Annotated in this window: 13 protein-coding genes; 8 read left to right on the top strand and 5 right to left on the bottom strand. The window is 42.4% G+C overall.

From position 1 onward, the window contains the following. Window positions 1-141 precede the first annotated feature (141 nt). The gene (locus AC59JO_RS11610; RefSeq protein ID WP_413666359.1) at window positions 142-1602 is read right to left on the bottom strand and encodes a glycoside hydrolase family 130 protein; all 1461 of its coding nucleotides are present in this window, start codon (window positions 1600-1602) and stop codon (window positions 142-144) included. Between the two features lie 212 nt (window positions 1603-1814). Here AC59JO_RS11610 and AC59JO_RS11605 point away from each other — a divergent pair, with 212 nt between their 5' ends. Both AC59JO_RS11605 and AC59JO_RS11600 read left to right on the top strand, forming a co-directional pair. Then, complete coding sequence (locus AC59JO_RS11605; RefSeq protein WP_377024019.1) at window positions 1815-2492, top strand: response regulator transcription factor; 678 nt, start codon at window positions 1815-1817, stop codon at window positions 2490-2492. Window positions 2493-2504: 12 nt separating this feature from the next. Continuing rightward, entirely contained in the window at window positions 2505-3836 is a 1332-nt protein-coding gene (locus tag AC59JO_RS11600) for a sensor histidine kinase (protein WP_497305445.1), read from the top strand. Window positions 3837-4124: 288 nt separating this feature from the next. On the opposite strand, the gene AC59JO_RS11595 is transcribed toward AC59JO_RS11600, so the two are convergent. From AC59JO_RS11595 to AC59JO_RS11585, 3 genes are all read right to left on the bottom strand, one after another. Next, window positions 4125-5045, bottom strand: coding sequence for a DUF58 domain-containing protein (locus AC59JO_RS11595; RefSeq protein WP_497305443.1), 921 nt, complete (start codon window positions 5043-5045; stop codon window positions 4125-4127). Between the two features lie 105 nt (window positions 5046-5150). Then, window positions 5151-5471: a thioredoxin gene (gene trxA, locus AC59JO_RS11590; RefSeq protein ID WP_090531998.1), complete on the bottom strand. Its 321-nt coding sequence runs from the start codon at window positions 5469-5471 to the stop codon at window positions 5151-5153. A 483-nt stretch (window positions 5472-5954) separates the two neighbouring features. Beyond that, window positions 5955-6719, bottom strand: coding sequence for an SDR family oxidoreductase (locus tag AC59JO_RS11585; RefSeq protein WP_497305440.1), 765 nt, complete (start codon window positions 6717-6719; stop codon window positions 5955-5957). Between the two features lie 168 nt (window positions 6720-6887). Here AC59JO_RS11585 and AC59JO_RS11580 point away from each other — a divergent pair, with 168 nt between their 5' ends. Continuing rightward, on the top strand, window positions 6888-7262 hold the full coding sequence (locus AC59JO_RS11580; protein ID WP_497305438.1) for a winged helix-turn-helix transcriptional regulator: 375 nt from the start codon (window positions 6888-6890) through the stop codon (window positions 7260-7262). A 126-nt stretch (window positions 7263-7388) separates the two neighbouring features. Here AC59JO_RS11580 and dnaE read toward each other — a convergent pair whose 3' ends face one another. Continuing rightward, the gene (gene dnaE / locus AC59JO_RS11575; RefSeq protein ID WP_413666352.1) at window positions 7389-10973 is read right to left on the bottom strand and encodes a DNA polymerase III subunit alpha; all 3585 of its coding nucleotides are present in this window, start codon (window positions 10971-10973) and stop codon (window positions 7389-7391) included. Between the two features lie 211 nt (window positions 10974-11184). Here dnaE and AC59JO_RS11570 point away from each other — a divergent pair, with 211 nt between their 5' ends. The 5 genes from AC59JO_RS11570 to AC59JO_RS11550 all read left to right on the top strand — a co-directional run bounded on the left by AC59JO_RS11570 (window position 11185) and on the right by AC59JO_RS11550 (window position 23498). After that, entirely contained in the window at window positions 11185-16356 is a 5172-nt protein-coding gene (locus tag AC59JO_RS11570) for a translocation/assembly module TamB domain-containing protein (protein ID WP_497305436.1), read from the top strand. A 4-nt stretch (window positions 16357-16360) separates the two neighbouring features. Further along, window positions 16361-18643: a translocation and assembly module lipoprotein TamL gene (tamL, locus tag AC59JO_RS11565; protein ID WP_413666350.1), complete on the top strand. Its 2283-nt coding sequence runs from the start codon at window positions 16361-16363 to the stop codon at window positions 18641-18643. A gap of 219 nt (window positions 18644-18862) precedes the next feature. Beyond that, window positions 18863-21739 carry a sensor histidine kinase gene (locus AC59JO_RS11560; RefSeq protein WP_497305434.1) on the top strand — a complete coding sequence of 959 codons (2877 nt, stop codon included), beginning with the start codon at window positions 18863-18865 and terminating at the stop codon, window positions 21737-21739. A 229-nt stretch (window positions 21740-21968) separates the two neighbouring features. Next, window positions 21969-22406: an aspartyl protease family protein gene (locus AC59JO_RS11555; RefSeq protein ID WP_413666348.1), complete on the top strand. Its 438-nt coding sequence runs from the start codon at window positions 21969-21971 to the stop codon at window positions 22404-22406. A gap of 261 nt (window positions 22407-22667) precedes the next feature. Beyond that, complete coding sequence (locus AC59JO_RS11550) at window positions 22668-23498, top strand: M57 family metalloprotease (protein WP_413666347.1); 831 nt, start codon at window positions 22668-22670, stop codon at window positions 23496-23498. Window positions 23499-23590: the final 92 nt, after the last annotated feature.

The raw sequence follows: 23590 nt of genomic DNA, 5'->3' as shown, positions 1-23590 counted from the left end.
AGCACAAGTTTAACCACAAAAAACGTTGTTACGGGCTTAAAAAACTGATGGTGATGAAGGATGAATGACAAAGCAGAAGACTTACGAAGTTTTTAAAACTTCGTAAGTCTGGATTTTAGATTCGTAAAGAATTTAATGATTTTAGGCTTCCTTAAGCTTCGTTAAAAGGTCATCCAGGCATACCTCTGCAAAGGCGGTAGAAGAATCGGAAACACCGTATGGAATAATAAGCTTATTATTATGTACTATGGCGCCGCATGAATAAAGCACATTGGGTACATAACCTTCCCGCTCATCACTGTTGGGGATTAACAAAGGTTCCTTTAAACGACCGATTTCCACAGTAGGGTCATCCAACTTTAGCAGGCTTACGCCCAATACATAACGTCGCATCGGGCCAACACCATGGGTTATCATAATCCAGCCATCGGGTGTTTCAATGGGCGATCCGCAATTACCTATCTGCACAAACTCCCAGCTAAATTTGGGTTGCTGCAACATAACGGGCTTTTCCCAGATATTGATCTTATCCGAATACATGATGTAATTATTGCAACCATCTATTCGTGATATCATCACATACTTGCCGTTCACCTTGCGCGGAAATAAGGCCAGGTTTTTATTTTGTGCGCCGGCACCATACAAAGGCATGATTTTGAAGTTATAAAAATCAATTGTCTGTAGCAGTTTGGGCATAATCAGCGAACCATCATAAGCTGTATAAGTAGCGTAGTAAAGCTTGCTGCCATCATCGTTGGTAAACTGCACAAAACGGGCATCTTCAATCCCCTTACGCTCATATTCGGAAATCGGGAAGATTACCCTGTCGGAAATATCTGTATCCAGCGAAAAAACAATTTCATAATAAGAATCGGCAAGCCAAAGCACTTTATCATATTCCAGCCGCTTCATATCATCTTCCTGTAGTTTTTGCGAATCCATAATGATGCGGCGCAGGTTGGCATATTCAAAATGATGATCGAGCTTGGATTCGAGCTCACTTATTACATCGATATTAATTTGAGTAATAGCCGCCTTTTCAAAAAAGAGCTTTTTATTATAAACGGCGTTCCTGACAATTTCAGCTTCATCAATGTAGCTGCCCGCGGGCTGAATACTGATGTTGTTATCCTTATCAATCCACGCACGGCGAAAAGTTATGGAAGATATATGCCCCTCACCTACCGCCCGGAAACTGATGATAACACGACGCTGCCCGTCTTCCAGCTCTGTTTGGTCGGGGTCTTCGACTATTGAAGGATTAAAGAATGCAGCCGATTCGATAGAGTATTCATGCGTAAAATAAGAGCCTATGAGCAGTTTGCGGTAAACAGTAAGCGTATCAAAATCGATATTGAGCTCTAAAAACAAGGGCTTAAGTTTACTGCAATGCCTGTTGAGCACACGGGTAATGTTACGGTGCCTTTTAGAATATTCCTGCAATATTGGCGATACAATACCAAAAGCATCATCTTCGCTGATAAGCATTACGCGCTCAATAACTTCTTTGGCACGGTCGTTCCCATTAAAAAAAAACCTGGCTATTACACGTTTCGGATCTGGATTCACCCGGATGGGCTTGCGTTCGATAGAAAGTCTCATACAATGAAGTGGTAGCTTTTAGTTTGTAACAGCGATAACTGCAAATTGATTTATGCTTTTTTAATTTAAACGCAACATTTAAAAAATGACACTTTACAGGCCGTTATAAAAGCCTATCTTCATACTTTGTTAATCTTCGGTATGGTATTTTGCCTGCCGTGAACAATCCCGATACTATAACCCTTATTGATAGCTCCTGTAAATGCACAATTATGAACGTATTAATTGTTGAAGACGAAAAAGGCCTTGCGCTTGAAGTTGATGAATTTTTAAGCCACGAAGGTTTTACCGTTGAGCATGCCCGCACCAAAAAGTCGGCATCTGAGAAGATCTTCGTAAACAATTATGATTTTATCCTGCTCGATCTCGGTTTACCTGACGGAGATGGCTTTGACCTGTTAAAAATGCTGAAAGGCATGAACGAACGTGAAGATGCCGTGATTATCCTCACAGCCCGGGGCGCGGTTGACGACCGAGTATCAGGCCTTGAACAGGGTGCCGACGATTACCTGGCCAAACCATTTTCGCTAAATGAGCTGCTGGCCCGTATGCACGCCATCACCCGCCGCAAACATCGCCTGGAAAGTAATGATATTAACGTAAAAGGTTTAAAGATCAATATACAAAACCGTACGGTTACCTATAATGATGAACGGATTGCCCTCACCAAAAAAGAATTTGAGATTTTTAACTACCTGGTACTTAACAAAAACAGGGTAATATCACGCACTAACCTTACCGAACACGTTTGGGGCGATGTACTGGAAATAAACTCCGACTCCAACTTTGTGGACGTACATGTTAAAAACCTGCGTAAAAAACTATCGGCATATATCCCCATTGATTGGTTTGAAACAGTGAGGAGCATCGGTTACCGCATCAACATCTGAAATCAACAGCCTATGAAATTACAGGTAAAACTGGCCCTTTACAATACATTAACCAAGTTAGCCATCATACTTTTTACGGGCCTGCTTATCCTGCTTTCTATCGAGAAGATATCATACAACCATGTTGAGCTCAGGCTGGAAGAAAATGAACGGGAAACGCTCAGAAACCTTAATTCAAAAGAGATTAACAGTAAGCTTGCAAATGAAAAGCCTTATACCGATTTCAATATTTTAAAGGAAGAATTTATCACCATAAAACCTGTAAAGTTTGAACCTACGGTTACTAAAAATGCGTCATTTACCACCGAAACACGTACCAACGAAAGCGTAACACAAACGTATCGCATATTAACCCACCAGTTTAATTTTAACAACCATACCTATTTACTTGAAATTGGTGTATCAATTACTTCAATTGAAGAGTTAAAATCAATCATTAAACGGTTTACCCTCTTAACATTATTAATAGCCCTTGCCCTTACCTTGGTAAGCGATCTGATATTCACTAAATTTTTGCTTGCCCCTTTTTACAAGATCATCGACCGCAAACTGATCAAGGTAAATGACCCCATGAACTTTGATTATGAAAAAGTAAAAACAACCACACAGGATTTTGAGCTGCTTGATGACAGTATCAGCACACTCATGAAAAAGATCAGTAACCTGTTCAGCCTGGAAAAACAGTTTATTGCCAATGTATCTCACGAGTTGCTAACGCCGATTTCAATTATCAGTTCCCGGCTGGAGAATATTTTATTGCAGGAAGAACTTAGTGAAGCCAGCGAAAACAAAATGCACGCTTCGCTCAAAACACTAAACCGGCTTAAATCGATCATTAATAGTCTGTTACTAATATCAAAGGTTGAAAACAATCAATACGCCAAGGCCGATGTGGTGATGATTGCAGGTGTAATTATGGAAATAGAAGAGGAACTGGAAGACCGCCTGGAAGAAAAACACCTCATTTTCAACAACAACATGAAATACATCTACTCTATTATGGGTAACCGCCCGCTGATGCATACCCTGTTGTTCAATTTGATAAACAATGCTATTAAGTACAACAAACCTAAAGGCAGTATTACCGTTGCCGATGAATTGAAGGAAGATGTTTATATATTGGAAATTACTGACACAGGTGCGGGGATGGACCAGCAACAGATAGAAAATGCCTTTAATCGTTTTGAAAAGTTTGAAACCGAAGAAAAGGAAAGTTATGGCCTTGGTTTAGCTATTGTGAAAAGCATTACTGCTTTTCATGGCATCAGGGTAAAAATAGATTCAGTAAAAGACAAGGGAACCAGCATATATCTTATATTTAATCGTGAGCTTGACTTCACCTAATCTTCACATTGTATCAATACCTTTACAAGGTTATACTTTGTAAGTAGATCCCCTATTTAACTATAGAGGCTGTTTTCCGGATGGTAGCAGCCTTTTTTGTTATCCCAAAAGAAAATATTTTATTAATTACTGTCATGCTGAGTAGGTAAAATCCGGCGGCCTTTGAAGGTGAAATAAAACCCAATAGCGCAAGTCTTGTGTCGGTGGATTGAAGGGTGGATGACTTGTGACTATGTTCAAGATTGCTTCGTACATTATACAATGACGATTTTGTCTTTATCCCCCCTTTCATATCATTTTATTCCGCTTAACCAGGTAGGTGTTCAGGATGTGATGATAACCTTCATGAATATCGGCATCAACCAGGTCGATATGATACTGCGCACATTTTAATTCCAATTGATGGCGATACTCTTTCAACGATGCTTTGTAGGCCTCGCGGATGCGGGCTGGGTTTACCTTTAGTTCGTCGCCGCTTTCGATGTCTACAAAATGATGAGGGCGGTTATCAAAATTAAACTCAAGTTCCTTTTGCTTTTCGGTAACATTAAAAATCACCACCTCATGCTTATTAAACTTTAAATGCTGAATAGCCGCAAATAAAGCCTGCTGTTTTTCGGCATCCAGGTTATTCTCCAGCATATCGCTAAAAATGATCACCAACGAACGCTGGTGGATTTCCTGTGCTATATGATGCAGCACATTGGTGATATTGGTTTGTGTATTCACCTTAGGACTGGCATACATTTTTTCGAGCTCGGCATATAAATAAAACAGGTGAGTAGTAGTTGATTTTGCCGCACTGATCCAGTCTATTTTGTCCGAAAACATACAGAGCCCAAACGCGTCGCGCTGTTTTTTGAACAGGTACATCAACGATGCTATGGCATAAACCGAAAACTGGAGTTTACTGGTGCCCGTTTCCGGGAAATTCATGGATGATGACGTGTCCAGCAACAGGAAACAACGCAAATTGGTTTCCTCTTCAAATTGCTTAACAAATAATTTATCGGTACGAGCCAGCAGTTTCCAGTCGATATTTTTTACCGATTCCCCATTGTTATATAGTCGGTGTTCGGCAAACTCAACCGAAAATCCATGGAAAGGGCTTTGATGCAAACCGGTAATAAATCCTTCAACCACCTGCCGGGCCAGCAATTCGAGATTGGCCAGTTGCCTTATTTGCTGATCATCATTTAATTTGGGCATAGGCTAATATAGGGCATAAAAAAAGCGTTGCAAAATTGCAACGCTTTTTCACTAAAATATGTTGTGTTAATGCTACAGTGGATAGCATTAATAAGCCTCTTTGGGTTATGCTAACTGTTTTACCAGTTTGTCAGTTAATACTGATTTTGGCACAGCACCTATTTGTTTATCCACAATTTCGCCATTTTTGAAGAACAATAAGGCAGGGATGTTACGAATACCGTATTTTACAGATATACCTGGGTTGTTGTCAACGTCTACTTTACCAACAACAGCTTTGCCTTCATATTCTTTTGCAATATCTTCAACTACCGGACCTACCATCCTACACGGACCACACCATTCCGCCCAAAAGTCAATTAATACCGGTTTGTCTGATTTCAGGACAAGCTCGTCAAAGTTTGCATCAGTTATTTCTAAAGCCATGATTTCTATTTTTTAAATTTTGTACTTACAAATATATGCTATTCAAATTGCTTGCCACAAGTGTACTACTGACAATGTGACAATTATATTATTATAATCCACGCAGTTAACGCCTGCATGACCATTTGTCGCATTTACACCTCAAACGCATCTTTGCGACATGACGTATTAACACAAATAACCTGTTTACAAAGCATATATACAACTGTTTAGGCGGGTTACTTTTTAACATTGATGGTATTAATTAACATTACTGCCATTCGACATGCTGATGTCAGAACTCGAATTTTTAGGAATTATTTGAATTCATTGAATTTGCCCTTTATTCCGCTAATTCGCTAAATTCCTTAAACTTCGAGTTCAGACAACAAAAAATGACTGGAAGCAACAGCCACCAGTCATATCCAATGCCAGTCAATCCAAATTCTCACGAAAGGCAGTTTTTAAAAAGTCTCCCCTTTCAGGGGGAGATTTAGAGGGGGCTTATGCGCCTTTCAAAGTGGCCATACCACCATCAGCAATCAGTTCGGCACCGGTTATAAATGTTGAATCATCAGAAGCGAAGAAGGTTACTGTTTTAGCAATTTCTTCTGCTAAACCAAAACGGCCCATTGGTATCTGTTTTACCAGTTCAGAACCCATGCCTTCCAATTGTTCCTGGGTTAAGCCTAATTTATCGGCAGTATGTAAAGGTGTTACAACCGGACCAGGACTTACAGAGTTAACCCTGATGCGACGTGGCAACAATTCGGCTGATATGTTTTTAGCCAATGAAAGCAATGCTGCTTTACTTGCGGCATAAACAGTTGCACCGGCCATGCCAATATGTGCGTTTATTGAAGTATTAAGGATAATTGAACCACCATCATTAACTAATGGCAACAATTGCTGAATACTGAAGTAAGCACCTTTAAAGTTGATGTTCATGATATCGTCAAACATTTGTTCGCTCATTTGCTCAGTTGAATTGAACTGGCCAATGCCTGCATTAACAAATACAATATCAATTTTTTCGGCAATGGCTTTTACTTTTTCGCCAAGCTGTTTAACCTGATTGATATCGCCGCTATCGGCAATTACACCTTTAGCATCAGCACCAAGTGTTTCAAGTGCTTCATTGATTGATTTTTGGTTCCTGCCGGTGATGATCACTTTTGCACCTTGTGCTATGAACTCTTGTGCTGTGGCCAGGCCTATACCACTGTTGCCGCCTGTTATTACTGCTGTTTTTCCTTGTAACTTTTTCATTATCTTTGTTATTGATACATCAAAGGTACAGTGAGTTACAGCTCCCCGCAAGAATGCACCATTTTGTGTGCAACATACTTTTTGGTAGGTTATGGGCTGGTTTGATGCAATCGATATATCGCCTTTTTCATTATGACAAAAAACAGACATTCCGATCACTCCTGCACTATGGCAGCAGCCCTAAGCGTGATTAGTGGTAAGTGGAAACTGAGTATAATAAACCAATTATTAACCGGACAGAAGCGTTACAGTGAGATAAATCGGGCTATTCCGGGCATGACCGAAAAGATGCTATCACAACAAATCCGCGAGCTGGAAGAAGACGGCATAGTATCACGTCATATTTTCCCCGAAGTACCGCCAAGGGTTGAATATTCCCTCACTCCCATTGGCGAGGAATTATCATCTATATTTTACACCCTTGAAAGATGGGGCAGCCACTACATGACCGTCACCAACGCCAACGGCGAGGTGATTCAGCCGGATTATACTTGTTATACTTTAGTTAGGCAGGATGATGAGGTAGTGAAGGCTGAGGTGTAATTCGATTTCTATTTGTTATGTCATTGCGAGCGTAGCGTGGCAATCGCACGGAAGTATAGCCGCTCTGTATAGCATGCGATTGCCACGCTACGCTCGCAATGACATGAATTTAAGTAGTCGTGAAATCTAACTCAACACCGGTTCTTCATTAGTTAAACTATGGATCCCGGCCATAAAATCATCGCTTGGGTTTACTTTGAATGATTTTGACGAAAGTTCGACCAGCATAACTTCTTCCCTGTCCTTGATCTGGAAACGGAGTTTACAGTTTTTTACCGGGTACTTTTGGTTATTATCATCTATCATATGCTGAATATCGTCCAGCAGTTTACTATTGAGCATTTGCACATCAATACAAACAGTTAACGATTTGGTGAGCTTATCACGCATTTCTGATAGCAGGTCCATCACCATGATCCGCAGATCCCAGTTATCTTTTTGGCGGAATTTTTCTTCAATGTTTCCCTTAATATGCAGAAAGTAACCTTCCATCATCATATTACGGAATTTCACATAATCATCGCCAAACAGGGCAAACTCGTACGATTCATTGTAGTCCTCAAACACAAACGTGCCGAATGGCTTGCCCGTTTTGGTCATTTTATGCTGAACGCTTGATACCAGGCCCCCAATACGCAACTCGCCTCGACGGCGTAGTTCATTAAATGCCATCATCACATCCTCGCCACCTTCGCCTGAGCGGGCTTTTTGCATCAGTTTCAAATCGCTGATGTTGGCGTTACAGAAGCGTTTAAGTTCAACTTTATAGTTATCCAACGGATGCCCGGTTAAATAGATACCGATAACCATTTTCTCGTACTTCAACTTTTCAATCAATGCCCATTCTTCAACATCGGGCATAGCCGGTTCGGGTACATAAGAAGCTACCGAGCCGCCAAATAATGACGATTGCGAGCTGCTTTGCACATTCTGATAATCATTGGCATATTTGATCAGGCGTTCAACACCGGTTAAGGTACCCAACTCGGTTTTGGCAAAAAACTGGGCGCGCGGAATCCCAAAGCCATCAAAAGCCCCCCCGTATACCAGGTTTTCGTACGATTTACGGTTTACGCTACGGGTATTTGAACGACGGGCAAAATCATATACCGTTTCAAACGGCCCATTGGCATTACGTTCTTCAATAATACTTTCAACGGCCTTATCACCCACACCTTTTACACCGGTCAATCCGAAACGTACCTGCCCGCGTTTGTTCACCGCAAAAGCCATGTCCGACTCGTTGATATCCGGCCCTAATACCTCAACCCCCATACGGCGACATTCCTCCATAAAGAAGGTAATTTTCTCAATATTGTTCTGGTTATTCAAAACCGCCGCCATGTATTCTGACGGGTAATGCGCTTTTAAATAAGCTGTTTGGTATGCCACAAAAGCGTAGCATGTAGAATGCGACTTATTGAACGCGTACTGGGCAAAAGCCTTCCAGTCTGTCCAGATTTTGGTAAGCTTATCTTTTGGATGGCCTTTGGCAACCGCCCCGTCCATAAATTGGGCTTCCATTTTGTTAAGTACCTCAATCTGCTTTTTACCCATCGCCTTACGCAAAACGTCGGCATCACCTTTACTAAAGCCAGCCAACTTTTGCGATAAAAGCATCACCTGTTCCTGGTATACGGTAATACCATAGGTTTCGCCCAGGTATTCTTCCATATCCGGCAAGTCGAACACAATAGGTTCGCGACCATGCTTACGGGAAATAAAGTTAGGAATGTACTCTATCGGCCCCGGACGGTAAAGGGCGTTCATGGCAATCAAGTCCTCAAACTTATCGGGCTTAAGCTCGCGCAGGTACATTTGCATACCATCACTTTCAAACTGAAAAGTACCATTGGTATCGCCACGCTGATAAAGCTCGTAAGTTTTAAGGTCATCAAGCGGTATATAGTCAATTTGTATTTCTACACCATGATTTTGTTTGATCATGCGCAGGGCATCCTTAATAATGGTAAGGGTTTTCAGACCCAAAAAGTCCATCTTAATAACACCTGCGTCCTCAATTACACGTCCGTCATATTGGGTAACCAGCAGGTCCGAGTCTTTAGCCGTAGCTACCGGAACAATATCGGTAAGGTCATATGGTGCAATGATGATACCCGCGGCGTGTACACCTGTATTACGTACCGAACCTTCCAGCTTTTCGGCCTCGCGTAGTACCTGTGCTTTAAGGTCATTCCCGTTCAGGATCTCTTTTAGCTCGGGAACCTGCTCAATAGCATCTTTAAGGGTGATACCCAAAGTTTCGGGTACCAGTTTCTTCATGGCACTTACATCGGCCAGCGGCATATCGAGCACACGGCCCACATCCTGGATACTGGTACGGGCAGCCATCGAACCATAGGTAATGATCTGGGCTACCTGGTTTTTACCATATTTATCAACCACATAATCAATAACCCGCTGGCGGCCGGCATCGTCAAAGTCCGTGTCAATATCGGGCATCGATTTACGGTCGGGGTTCAGGAACCTCTCAAACAGGAGGTTATACTTTATCGGGTCGATATTGGTTATACCGATACAGTAAGCCACCACCGATCCCGCTGCCGAACCACGGCCCGGACCAATAAATACCCCCATATCACGACCGGCCCTGATAAAGTCGGCAACAATGAGGAAGTATCCCGCAAAACCCATGGTACGGATGGTGAACAACTCAAAGTTGATACGCTCTTCGGCTTCCGGACTGATATCGCGGTAACGCTCCTTGGCACCCATAAAGGTCAGGTGCTTCAGGTATTCCCACTGGTTAAGGGTATCTGCATCGGGCGTATTGTGAATCTTAAATTCATCGGGAATAATATAGTTAGGTAGCAGAATATCGCGTTTTAGTTTTAACGTCTCTACCTTATCAACGATTTCGTTGGTGTTATCTAATGACTCGGGCAGATCATGGAACAATTGTCCCATTTCTTCCTGTGTTTTAAAGTAAAACTGATCGTTAGGAAAACCGAAACGATAGCCTTTCCCCCCCTCTTCGTCGGTAGCTATCGGGGTGCTTTGCATATCACCGGTGTTTACGCAAAGCAAAATATCATGCGCATTTGAGTCCTGCTGATCCACATAGTGCGAATCGTTTGAGCAGATCACCTTTACATTGTATTTTTTAGCATAGGTAAGTAATACCCTGTTAATTGTTTCCTGCTCCGGAATTTCGTGGCGCTGCAGTTCGATATAATAATCCTCCCCAAACAGGTCAAGCCACCATCTAAATTCCTTCTCGGCATTTTCGGGCGTGTCTTTTAAGATAGCCTGCGGTACTGATGCACCTATACAGCAGGTAGTGGCGATAATACCTTCATGATATTTTAAAATCAGTTCCTTATCAATACGGGGCCATTTACTGTACAAGCCTTCCATATACCCCAGCGAACATAGCTTTACCAGGTTTTTATACCCGGTAGGGTTTTTAGCCAGCATCAGTTGGTGGCGGCGAACATCTTTATTTTCTTTGGTAAATTGCTTTTTATGCCTGTCTTCAACCACGTAAAACTCGCAGCCTACAATGGGTTTCACATTGTGTTTACCGGCTTCGGCCACAAACTTAAATACGCCGAACATGTTGCCATGATCAGTGATCGCGAGGGCCTTCATCCCATCCTTAGCGGCTTTTTTATACAGCTTGGAGATATCGGCTGCACCATCGAGCAGGGAGAACTGGGTATGTACGTGGAGGTGAGAAAAATCAGGCATAGTAAATCCGTTTCAACAAAATCTTTAATGAGGTACAAAGTTAAAACAAGTTAAGGATGTAGACTGTTAAAAAATAGCACTGTGGAAATTTTTAATTAAAGCCGCTCCCTCAGTTTGTAAATTACACAAAACACACCGCAAACAGCTATACTTAGCATGTTATTTGCATATATTAAGCAACCCTATCATCACCTTTGAAATACATATACAATTGAAAAAAATACTACGAATAACCCTTAAAACAATACTTTGGATACTGGTTAGTGTAGTTCTGCTGGTTATCCTTGTAGTAATTTTAATACAGGTTCCTGCTGTTCAAAACTTCGCGAAGGATAAAGCAGTTACTTTTTTACAGAATAAAATTCATACTAAGGTTAAGATTGGTCATGTAAGCCTCGGCTTGCCCAAGCTGTTGGTTTTGGAAGATGTTTATTTTGAGGATCAGAAAAAAGACACCCTGATTGCCGGCGAAAAACTAAAGGTTGATATCAGCATGCTCAAGTTGCTGCACAGCCAGGTTGAGGTAAATGAGGTAAATCTGCAGGGCATTACCGCCAATGTAAACCGAGGGGCCGACAGCGTGTTCAACTTCGATTACATTATCAAAGCTTTTGTGGGCGAACAAAAGAAAGAGGTAAAACCTACCGACACCACTTCAACCATGAAGTTTTCGGTTGATAAGATCATTCTCGATAAGATCAACATAAAATATAAGGATGCCATTACCGGTAACGATGTAAAGTTTTTGCTCGGCCACTTTGATACCCGCGTTAAAGATTTTGATATGGATAAAATGAAATTTACCATACCCAAAATCACACTTAGCGATGTAAATGCCCGGATCATCCAAACGCCAACCAAAGCTATCCCACCACCTGATACAGCTACCACTCCGCTAAACATGGACCTAAATTTAGGCGTGATCGATATCTCCAAAATCAAGGTCGATTACCAAAGTGCCGAAATGGGCGCCAAAGTTGACCTAAGCAAGTTTTTGGTGGAGATGGACAAAATTGATCTGAAAAACCAAAAGGTAGGCATCAAAAACATCGAGTTGAGTGATACTAAGGCAGGCCTCAGTTTAGCCAAGCCCAAAACCGTTGTTAAAGAGGTTGTTAAAACCGTTAAAAAACTGGATACACTGGTATCTTCTCCTACCAAATCGGCATGGCGGGCCACCATTGGTAAGGTCACTTTCACTAATGATAATATTAAATTTGATAACGAAGCGCAGAAAGCCATACCCAAAGGCCTTGATTTTGGCCACATGGACATCCGCAACCTGAATGCCGAAGCTGAAAATATTTCATATAGTCCGGATACTATCTCAGGCAAGATCAACTCCTTTACTTTTGCCGAAAAAAGCGGCTTAAAGATCAATAAGTTTCATACGGCATTCCTGTACGGCCCAACTACCGCTTATATGAATGATCTGCTATTGGAAACGCCAAATACTACACTGCAAAAATCGGTACAGGTGCGCTACCCATCTATTGATGCCATTACCAAAAACATAGGTGCACTGGGCATCAATGCCAATTTAGATGGTAGCCGCCTTGGTTTGAAAGATGTTTTATTGCTGATGCCAACTATGGCCAGTATGGAGCCGTTCAAATCATCACCCGGTACGGTATTCAAGATTAACGGCCGGGTAAGCGGACAGGTTGATAACCTGGACATCCCTAACCTGGAAGTTACCGGTTTAAGCAGCACGCATATTAAGGCTTCTGCAAAAATGAAAGGGTTGCCCGACGTAAATAAAGCTACATTTGATGTTAACATTGCCGATTTCAACACCAGCCGAAATGATATAGCCAAGCTTGCTCCGGCAGGTAGTATCCCGCCAAATGTAAGCATCCCCGAAAAAATGAACCTGAAAGGCAATTTTAAAGGGAGCATGTACACTTTCAACACCAAAATGGGCCTGCGTTCAAGTTATGGCGCAGTTAATTTGGTAGCAGCTTTAAAAAACGGTCAAAACAAAAACGCGGCGACTTATACCGCCAATATTAAAGTTAATGAACTGAATGTTGGCGCTCTTACCAAACAACCACAAATGGTTGGGCAAATTACCATGAATGCCAATTTGAAGGGCCAAAGCCTCGACCCTAAAAAGGCCAGCATAGCTTTTAACGGCAATGTGGCAAAAGCCTATGTAAAAGGTTACACTTACCAAAACCTGGCCATGAAAGGCACATCGAGCAATGGCGCGTATACCGCTATTGCTACCATGAAAGATCCCAACATTAATTTCAGCCTGGATGCTAAAGCCAATCTCAATAAAAAATATCCGGCTGTTAAGGCTACTTTGAATGTGGACAGCATCAACCTTAAAAACCTGAATTTTGTAAAGGATGATATGCGCTTCCACGGCAAAGTTGTAGCTGATGTGCCAACTGCCGATCCGGATTACCTGAATGCTGATATCAAGGCTACCGACCTGTTGGTTATAAACAAAGGCCAGCGGATCCGGATGGATACCATCAGCCTCATCTCTACTGCCAGTGCCGATAGCAGTACATTACGTTTAAAAACCCCTGTCATGACCGCACACATGGCCGGCAAGTATAAGCTTACCCAGATAGCCCCGGCCCTGCAGGATGTGATCAACAAATATTTCAACACTGCTATTGCCGGCGGTCAGCAGGTTGCCGTAAAAACCAAGGGTGGTAAAACTATTAAAACCAAACCTGCACCTGTGGTTAAATATGATGCGCAGCAATTTAAATTTGAAGCCCGCCTGGTTAAAACCCCGCTGCTTAACCAGTTTGCTCCCGACTTGAAACAGCTTGACCCGGTTTTACTGAATGGTAGCTTCAACAGCCAAACCGGCGAGCTGATTGTGAAAGGCTCCATACCAAAAGTAGTTTACGGTACCAACACAGTTAATAAAGCATCGCTTAATATCAACACTGCTAATAATGCACTTAACTATAACTTTTCGGTTGATGAAGTTAAGGTTGGTTCATCTGTCGATCTGCTGTATACCAGCATCTCGGGAGCAGCGCAGGATAGTAAAGCAGGCTTAAGCATTCAAATCCGCGATGCAGCTAAGAAGGAGCGTTTCCGCATTGCGGGTACCTTCAGCCTGTTGCCTGATGAGTATCAGTTTAGCTTTAATAAAGACGGCCTGCTGCTGGATTACCTGCCATGGGCCGTTAGCGATGATAACTTTTTACAATTCGGGCAAAAAGGCATCCTGGCGCATAACTTCACCATTAGCAACAACAACCAGATACTTAGCGTTAACAGCAGCACGCAGGAGTTTAACAGTCCGCTGAATATCAAGTTCAATAACTTCCATATTGAGGCACTTACCAAAATGGCCAAACAGGACTCGTTACAGGTGGGCGGTACTATTAATGGTGATGCAACGGTTAGCAATTTCCAGGCCTCGCCGGTATTTACGGCCGCCATCAACGTTAATGATTTTAACTTTAAAGGTGATACTGTAGGCAACATTGCCCTCAAAGTAAATAACCAAACCGAGAATGCTTATGCTGCCCAAATGAGCATAACGGGCAAGGGGAACCAGGTGGACCTGAACGGCACGTACTACACCTCACCCGAAAGCCGTTTTGATCTCGACCTGAATATCGTGAACCTGAGCATGAAGAGCATTGAAGGTTTCAGCTTTGGCAGTTTACGCAATGCTACGGGTAATATTACCGGGGCACTGAAAATATCGGGCACCACAGATGCACCATCTGTACGTGGTGATATCAATTTTAACAAAGTTGGTTTCAATGTGGCGATGCTTAACTCCTATTTCAGAATGCCGCAGGAAAGCATTACGTTCAACAACGAAGGTATTCGCTTTAATGATTTTACTTTGGTTGATTCGACCGGGAACAAGGCTGTGGTAAGCGGTAGTATCTACACTAAAACCTATACCGACTTTGCCTTTGGTATGGATATCAATGCCAATAATTTCAGGGTTACCAACTCAACCCAGGCGGATAACAAACTTTACTACGGCAAGCTTTATGTAGATACCCGCATCAAGATCCGCGGTAATATGGCCAAACCGGTTGTTGATGCCAACCTTACCGTGAACGACAAAACCGACATGACCTTTGTGCTGCCAACCAACGACCCGGCAGTTGAAGACCGTAAGGGGGTAGTAGACTTTATTGATAAGGATGCCCCTAAATTGGATTCGATACTGCTGGCAAAGCAACTTGATTCGCTCAAAAAATCAGAGGTTACAGGTCTCGACGTATCGGCAACTATCAACGTAAATAAGAACGCAGCATTTACTATTGTTGTAGATGAGCGTAACGGCGATATCGTACATCTGAAAGGCGAAGCCAATTTGAACGGCGGTATCGATCCAAGCGGCAAAATTAACCTTACCGGCACTTACGTAGTTAACTCGGGCTCATATAACTTAGCCTACGCCACCGTTAAACGTACTTTCAACTTTAAAAAAGGCAGTACCATAGTTTGGACAGGCGACCCAACCAGCGCCAATATTGATCTTACCGCCATTTACGTAGCCAATGTGCCGCCTATTGACCTGGTTTCAAACCAGCTTTCGGATGCGCAAAATAGTACGATGTACAAGCAAAAACTACCTTTCAACGTTAACCTTAACCTGAAAGACCAGCTGCTTACTCCTAATATTAGTTTTGATATTGTGTTGCCGGATAGTACCTACTCCGTATCATCAGATGTGGTGAGCACTGTTAATACCCGCCTTACACAGATAAGGCAGGACCCCAATGAGCTTAACAAACAGGTATTGGGGGTATTGGTACTGGGCCGCTTTATTGGTGATAATCCGCTGCAAAGCCAGGGTGCCGGCACTACAGTTGAAGGCACCATCCGTAACAGCGTTAGCAGTTTATTATCCGATCAACTGAACCGACTGGCAGGAAGCCTGATCTCGGGCGTCGACCTCAATTTCGGTCTTACATCCGGTGAGGATTATTCGTCGGGCACGGCCACAAATCGCACGGATCTTAACGTTGGCCTGTCTAAACGGTTCCTGAACGACAGGCTTACGGTAAGCGTTGGCAACAATTTTAACCTGGAAGGCAACCAGCCGGGACAAAAAGCATCAAACATTGCGGGCGACGTATCCATAGCTTATAAACTGAGCAAAGATGGCCGCTATACCCTGCGCGCTTACCGCCGCGACGAATTTATTGTGATACAGGGACAGATCATTGAAACCGGCGTAGGCTTTACCTTAACGGTTGATTATAACCGTTTCAGGGAGATCTTCCGCAAACGTACACCTGAAGAACGCAGATTACGCCGCCAGTATCAGCAGGAACAAAAAGAGAAAAAAGAAAAACAGGACGAGGCGGATAAAGCACTGGAGCAAAAGAACATGCAGCAGCAACAGGACAACAAACCGCAAACTACTTCAAACTAAACCCATGACCAAACATTTAAAATATATACTGCTTTCATCATGTGTTTTACTGAGTGCCTGCAGTACTACTAAGTTTCTGGCACCAGGCCAAAAGCTGTATACAGGCGGCGAGGTGGTGATCAAAGATTCGGTTTTGAAAAAGAGCGAGAAAAGCGCCTTAAGTGAAGAACTTGGTGCCTTGTTAAGACCGGTACCCAATAGTACTATATTGGGTATGCGTTTTAAATTATGGCTGTACTTTAAAACCAAGACCAATAAAACCAAAGGCCTTGCACACTGGCTTAATAAAAAAGGTGAACCTCCTGTGCTCATCAGTTCGGTAAACCTTGAGCAAAACAGTAATATCCTCCAAAATCGGTTACAAAATGAAAGCTATTTCCAGGCACAGGTAAGCGGAGATACGGTGAGTAAAAAACCAACATCAAAAGTTGCCAAGGCTGTTTATACCGCCGTAACAGGACCTGGCTACAAAATCAGGAAAGTGGTCTTCCCTCAAGGTAACCGGACTATCGATACAGCAGTTGCCGGCACGTCGGCAAAAACATTGCTAAAGGTTGGCGATAAATATAACCTCGATGTTATTAAAACCGAGCGGCTGCGCATTGACGCCCGCCTGAAAGAAGAAGGCTTTTATTACTTTTCGCCCGAAAACCTCATCATGCATGTAGATAGCACAATAGCCGGTCACCAGGTTGATATTTTTGTAGCAGTTAAAAACGAGACTCCGGGTCGTGCTCAAAATATTTACACCATCAATAACATTTATGTATACCCAAGCTACACGTTAAGGGATACTTCCCTAATGAAAGATAAAGCCGTTTTTTATAAATGGTATAATATTGTTGAGCGTCGTAATACAGTGCACACTTACACTTTTGCCAACACCGTATTGATGCGCCCGGGCCAGGTTTACAACCGTACCGCACATAATAACTCACTTAACCGTTTCATTAACCTTGGCCCCTACAAGTTTGTAAAAAACAGGTTTGAAGATGTATCTGCCGATTCATCAAAGCTTGACGTTTACTACTTCCTTACCCAATACAAAAAGAAATCGCTATCGCTTGATATATTGGGCCGCACCACATCAGCCAATTATACCGGTACGCAGGTAAATTTAAACTGGCTTAACCGCAATGCATTTAAAGGCGCCGAGGCTTTAAAAATAACGCTGTTTGGTAGTACCGATGTGCAGGTAGGTGGCCAAAACGCCGGCTACAACGTATACCAGGCCGGTATCCAGACAACGCTTTCATGGCCCCGCTTTATCGGGCCCATCTACCCAAAAGCTGCCGATGCCTATATTCCACATACCAACCTGAGCCTCGGCTACTCGATAGTAAACCGCCAAAAACTATACAACTTAAATTCATATAACTTATCGTTCGGTTACCAGTGGCGCGAAACAGAACACCGTTCGCATGAGCTTAACCTGATCAACTTCCAGTTTGTAAATCCGTTGAGCATATCGCAATTATATCTCGACAGTATCCACAAGAAAAACGTTCCGGTTAACCCCGCGCTGAAACACGTTATTGATAAACAGTTTATCCTGGGCCCAAGCTATAGCTTTACCTACACCAATACCAACGAGGATTACCGAACCAATACACTTTACTATAACGGAAAGATCAGTCTCTCAAACAATATTTATGGCTTAATTACCGGTGCCGACAGTGCCGGCGGAAAACCTAAAAAACTGTTCGGCGCTATTTTTAACCAATATATAAAACTGGAGAACGAGATAAGGTATTTTCATAAAACCGGTCCGAACAGCACCATCGCCAGCCGGCTTATCGTAGGTGTAGGCTTACCCTATGGCAACTCAACCCAGTTACCTTACAGCCAGCAGTTCTTCATTGGCGGCCCTAACAGCTTGCGTGGTTTCAGGGCAAGGGCCATCGGGCCGGGATCATTTGATCCGAGTACGGGCGTGGGCACCGGCGGGTTTCTGGCAGACGAATCGGGCGATATCAAGGTAGAGGCCAACATCGAGTACAGGCCAAAACTATTCAGTATCGTGCGCGGAGCATTATTTGTTGACGCCGGTAATATCTGGCTGCTCCATTCAAACGGGTCACAGCCGGGGGCAGTATTTACCAAGAGCTTTTTAAACGATTTGGCTGTGGATGCCGGCTTTGGTTTAAGGTTTGATTTAACGGTACTGGTGTTACGTACCGATCTGGGTATCCCCTTGCGTACACCATATGTGCGTGCCAATGAGCCCCGCTGGGATTTCAACTTTAACCGCAGCGTGTTTAACCTGGCCATTGGGTATCCGTTTTAAGTTAATTTGTTCAGCATAACGAAAGCCACGGCCGGCAAGAGTTGAGCTATTGATACAATAAATATTTATCGGCCTGTTGTTTTATATTTAGATTGATATTTTAATACATAGCATTTCTTTTTATATTTATCAATTGACACAAACCGCGCAAAGTCCTGCACTCCATATCATTGTATATTGTTAAAAAGGCAGCGATGTTAAATTGATATCAATAATAGGATGCCGCTAAGAAGCTCTTTTTTAAAACTTTTAATATTAGCTCAATTTTTATTTTCGGGTGTATATGCCAGCATTCCCTACCAGGTAGTTTACCTGAAAAACTACAATGCAACTGACGGCCTGCCCAGCTCACGGGTTCATTATTTAATGCAGGACAGCAGGGGCTTTATCTGGTTAGCCACAGACAAAGGCGTGAGCAGGTTTGACGGCGAACATTTTAAAAACTTCACATCGGCCGATGGGCTGGAAAACAATGAGTGTTTCCGGATAGCCGAAGACAATTACCACCGGATTTTTTTTTACTGTAATAATTATAAGGTCTGTTATTATGAAAACGGGCTTATTCATAATCTAAGTTCCCATCAAAAAGTAATAGTATTGCCTTTTGCCAATTTCTTTTTTAACCGTTATAATGAGCTCTGTGTAAATTACAGGCTTAATACTAAAGTATATCATTTTGATGAATTAAATTCAAGAAGGCACACCATCCAACATTTAAACGGGGATATTTATGGCGAGAACGGTGAGGAGATCACCTTATCTGAAAATGACCTTGACATCCTCGAAAAAGAGCTTAAGACCGGACAATTAAGTTATCTAACGGCTAATATCAATACCAAACCATACAGGTTGGCTATACAGCAAAACCATTTGTTATTAATAACTAAAGAATGGGTGCAGGTTTATCAGTATAAGAAAAGCGGGATTATTCCGCTCAATAAAATTTATTTTACGGGCAACGTAACCTCGGTTTATCCTATGGGTAAAAATACTTTTGCCGTTACTACGGTAAAGCAAGGCACATACATTATAAACTACCTTACCGGCGAACGTAAAAACTATCTTAATAACCACATCACCACATCAACGCTTATAGACAAGGAAAATAATTTATGGTTTGGTAGTTATGACAAAGGCTTCTTTTTAAGTGCCAACCCCGAAGTAAAAGTCATTAATAAAGAAAGCGGCCTGGCAAATGAAGACGTTTTAAGACTGGGTATAGCTGGCGGTTACCTTTTTGCCGGGCACGTTTTAAGCATGCTCAGCTATATGAAGCTTGGGACAAATCAATTGTCATTAATAGACACCATATCCATAAATCAAAACCGGTCTGACTTTAACCGGATAACCAATCTGCTTGCAATTCCGGGCAATAGGCTCATGATTGGTACCGATAATGGCTTATTCAAATTAAATGTTTCCAATAGCAACCCGGCGTTTTGGCATTCCGAAAGTTATCTTTCGGGCCCTAAAAAATATAATGGCCCTATAAAAGGAATTACCAATCTACATGATACAGTCTGTTTTGCCTCACAAGAAACCGTTGGCGTATTATCAAATCAGCTCAAATCTCTAAAAGCTTATAGATTCAAGCCAATACGCATGACATCGCTTACCTGGTATAAAAACAGCCTGTTGGTGGGTTCACTTTATGGGTTATACCGGTTAAAGCCAACCACTAATGATACTACCTCTGTTCAAATACTGGCTGATAAAGGAATAAATGTTGTTAAATGCCTGGCATCAAATAATGATGTATGCGCAATAGGTACCGACGCTCAGGGGGTATTTTTGTGGGCTGGGAAACAAATTGTTCAATTTAGATCTCCTGCCATCTCTTCAGGTGATATCCGTAAACTGGTATGGACAGATGCCAATACCTTATGGATATGTACTGCAGATGGTGTAAGCATTATCAGCTTTTATAATAAATATAAGCATTACCGGATCAGCCTGCTAAACACCAGCAACGGGCTTCCTTCAGATAATGTTGCCGACGTTGTTCAGAACGGCGCTGATTACTATATAGCCACAGATCAGGGAATAGCGGTGACTCAAAATTTAGGGAACACCAACCTGCCCCGGCCGGTGTTAATTAATGACGGAAGATCCGAAACTCAAAATAGCTTTACCTACGGACAACCTGTTGTTTTTAATTGCGTTGCCCTATCCTACAAAAGCATGGGTAAAATACAATACCGGTTCAGGCTCAAAGGGGTTGATAAAAACTGGAGCGTTGCACCGTCTGGTGAAAAGCGGTTTGACCTGTTGCCTCCCGGAAACTATGAGTTAGAAGCGATGGCTGCCAATCGTTTTAACCAGTTAAGCCCATCGCTTATTTTTAAATTTACCGTTATGCCTTTATGGTATCAGCAGTTGTGGTTACAGGTTTTGGCTGTGTTAAGTGCTGTAGTTGTAGCTTTTTTACTGGTACGAAAATATTATCAGTCCATCATAGGCTTACAAAAAAAGGACTACGAAAATGCGCTTGCCCTGCAACGTGAACGTCAGCGTATCAGCAGTGAGGTGCATGATGATTTGGGGGCAAGTATATCGGGTATCAAGCTGAGGACCGAACTGTTGAGCCGGAAGGCAGCCAACCAGCCTGATTTTAAGGAAATAGACGCTGTTCACGAAGCTATTACGGATATCTCTACCCAGATGCGGCTGATTATCTGGAGCCTTGATGCCGAAAACGACGAGGTGAGTAACCTGACCAGTTTTATTCATAAACAAGCCATCAAAATATTTGAATATAGCAATATCAACCTTCATGTAAATGCCTCGGTTAGCGAAACCGGAGTTACCATTAGCGGCGAAAAAAGACGACAGGTATATCTTCTTGTTAAGGAGGTTTTAAACAATATTGTCAAACATTCGAAGGCGCAAAATGCATTTCTGGACATCAGTCTTTACAAAAACCGGCTGCAGATAAGTATCCGTGATGACGGCCGTGGCTTTGACCCTGATCTGCGCAAATACGAAACCATGGGGATCCGTAATATTTATGAACGTGCAAAAATTTTGACTGCCGATTTAAAAATTGACACGGCTCCAGGCAAAGGCACATCTATCAACCTTAAATTGAACCTTTAGACTACCCCATAATAGGTAATTACTTTAATGAAGTGTACCGGAACAGCTTATTCATAATATGAGCAGAAAGACCGTACACCAAAGCTATATTAAAAAATAAACCGGCCTGAACCGGAATTTTGGGAGGCATACCGGGCATTATTGATACATCTTTTATAATTACACTAATAAGATAAGAATCTACTGCTTTTAATCTGCACATTTGCAATTCGCAATTCGTACATCTGCCATGATCATATCTGTCCCGCTAAATATTATCGACCTGCACGACGATGGCTTTCATCCGCTGATTGAAGTAAGCCTATTCGGAAAAACTTTTATTATGGTACTGGATACAGGCGCATCCAAAACTGCTTTTGATCAAACCACATTGACAGAGGCGAATGAAACTATGAGCATATTAGCCAGCGAAAAACTCTCAACAGGCCTGGGCACTAACACTATGGAGTCATTTACAGCAACGGTAAGCGACCTGCACATCGGCGAATTACATATTTCTGAATTTGAGGCAGCTGTACTTGACCTATCTACCATTAATGTAGCCTACAGCCAAATGGGGCACCCGAAGGTGCTGGGTGTTTTGGGTGGCGATATTTTAATGAAATATAAAGCTGTGATTGATTATGGGAAAGGGTTGCTTAAACTGAAAACCCGTACAATAAAATAATCTTTAACTGATTTGCAGCAGAACATCCCCCAGTACACCTATCAGTTAAAATAGAGTTATAATTGGAATAATACCCTATACAGCAATTATAATTTCAATATCAACCAAATAACAAGGCAATAATTCTTAAAAAGATTATTTATTTGTTATTTTCCATTAATAACTCCGTAACTTTTTATTTACATATTGCGTATAGGTTAATAGCACTGGCCGGTTGCTGAAAATTTTATTCTTCATTTACATCTAAACGTAACTAAAACAATGAAAAGAAAACTATTAATAGGGGTCGGGCTAAGCGTGCTTGTCGGTGCCTCTGTATTATTCTCCTGTTCAAAAGATAAAGGAGCAAAAACTACAACCACCAGCCAAACCGCTATCCCTGACGATGTACTGAAAAGTATTTCAAACTTAGGATTCAGCACCGATGAAGTGCGCAAACAAGGCGACGGCTATCTGGTTGAGGGAGATATCCTGTTAACCAAGGCCAATTTATCAGAAGCCAGTACCAGTCCTACTTTAAGAATTGCCGACGTTGAGCAGTACCGAACCACCAACCTGGTTAAAAATCTACCAAGAACGGTGACCGTATCAGTTTCAAACTTACCTACTGTTTATCTTAACGCCGCTACTGCTGCCGTTGCGCGTTACAATGCGTTAAACCTTACGCTTAAGTTTCAAATGGTAAGCAGCGGAGGCGCAATCCAGATCATCGGCTTTAACCAGGGACCAAGCGGTGGCTATATCACCTTGGGTTCATCGGGCTTCCCTACCTCATCGGGCGATCCGTATAACCAGATCCAGATGAACACCAATGCACAAGCCTACGGCACAAACCCTGATCTGGGTTATGTAACTTCTGTTATTCAGCATGAACTGGGGCATTGCATCGGTTTCCGCCATACCGATTATATGAACCGCGCCTTTAGCTGCGGGGGCAGCCGAAGCAACGAAGGTTCAGCGGGTATTGGCGCAATCAACATTCCAGGGACACCAACCAAAGCTGATGCCGGCTCGTGGATGTTAGCATGCTCAAGCGGTACCGACCGTACATTTAATGCTAACGATCAAATTGCGTTAAACTATTTATATTAATATCGCTTATAGTTGTTTACTATTCAACTAAATAGCTTTATCACTAAAGGGGATGCTGCAGCTCCCCTTTAGTGGTTTTGAACATATCTACG

It is taken from the genome of Mucilaginibacter sp. A5337, from assembly GCF_059690695.1.
The sequence above is the reverse complement of the archived record's forward strand: the minus strand, read 5'-3'. Positions and strand labels throughout refer to the sequence as shown.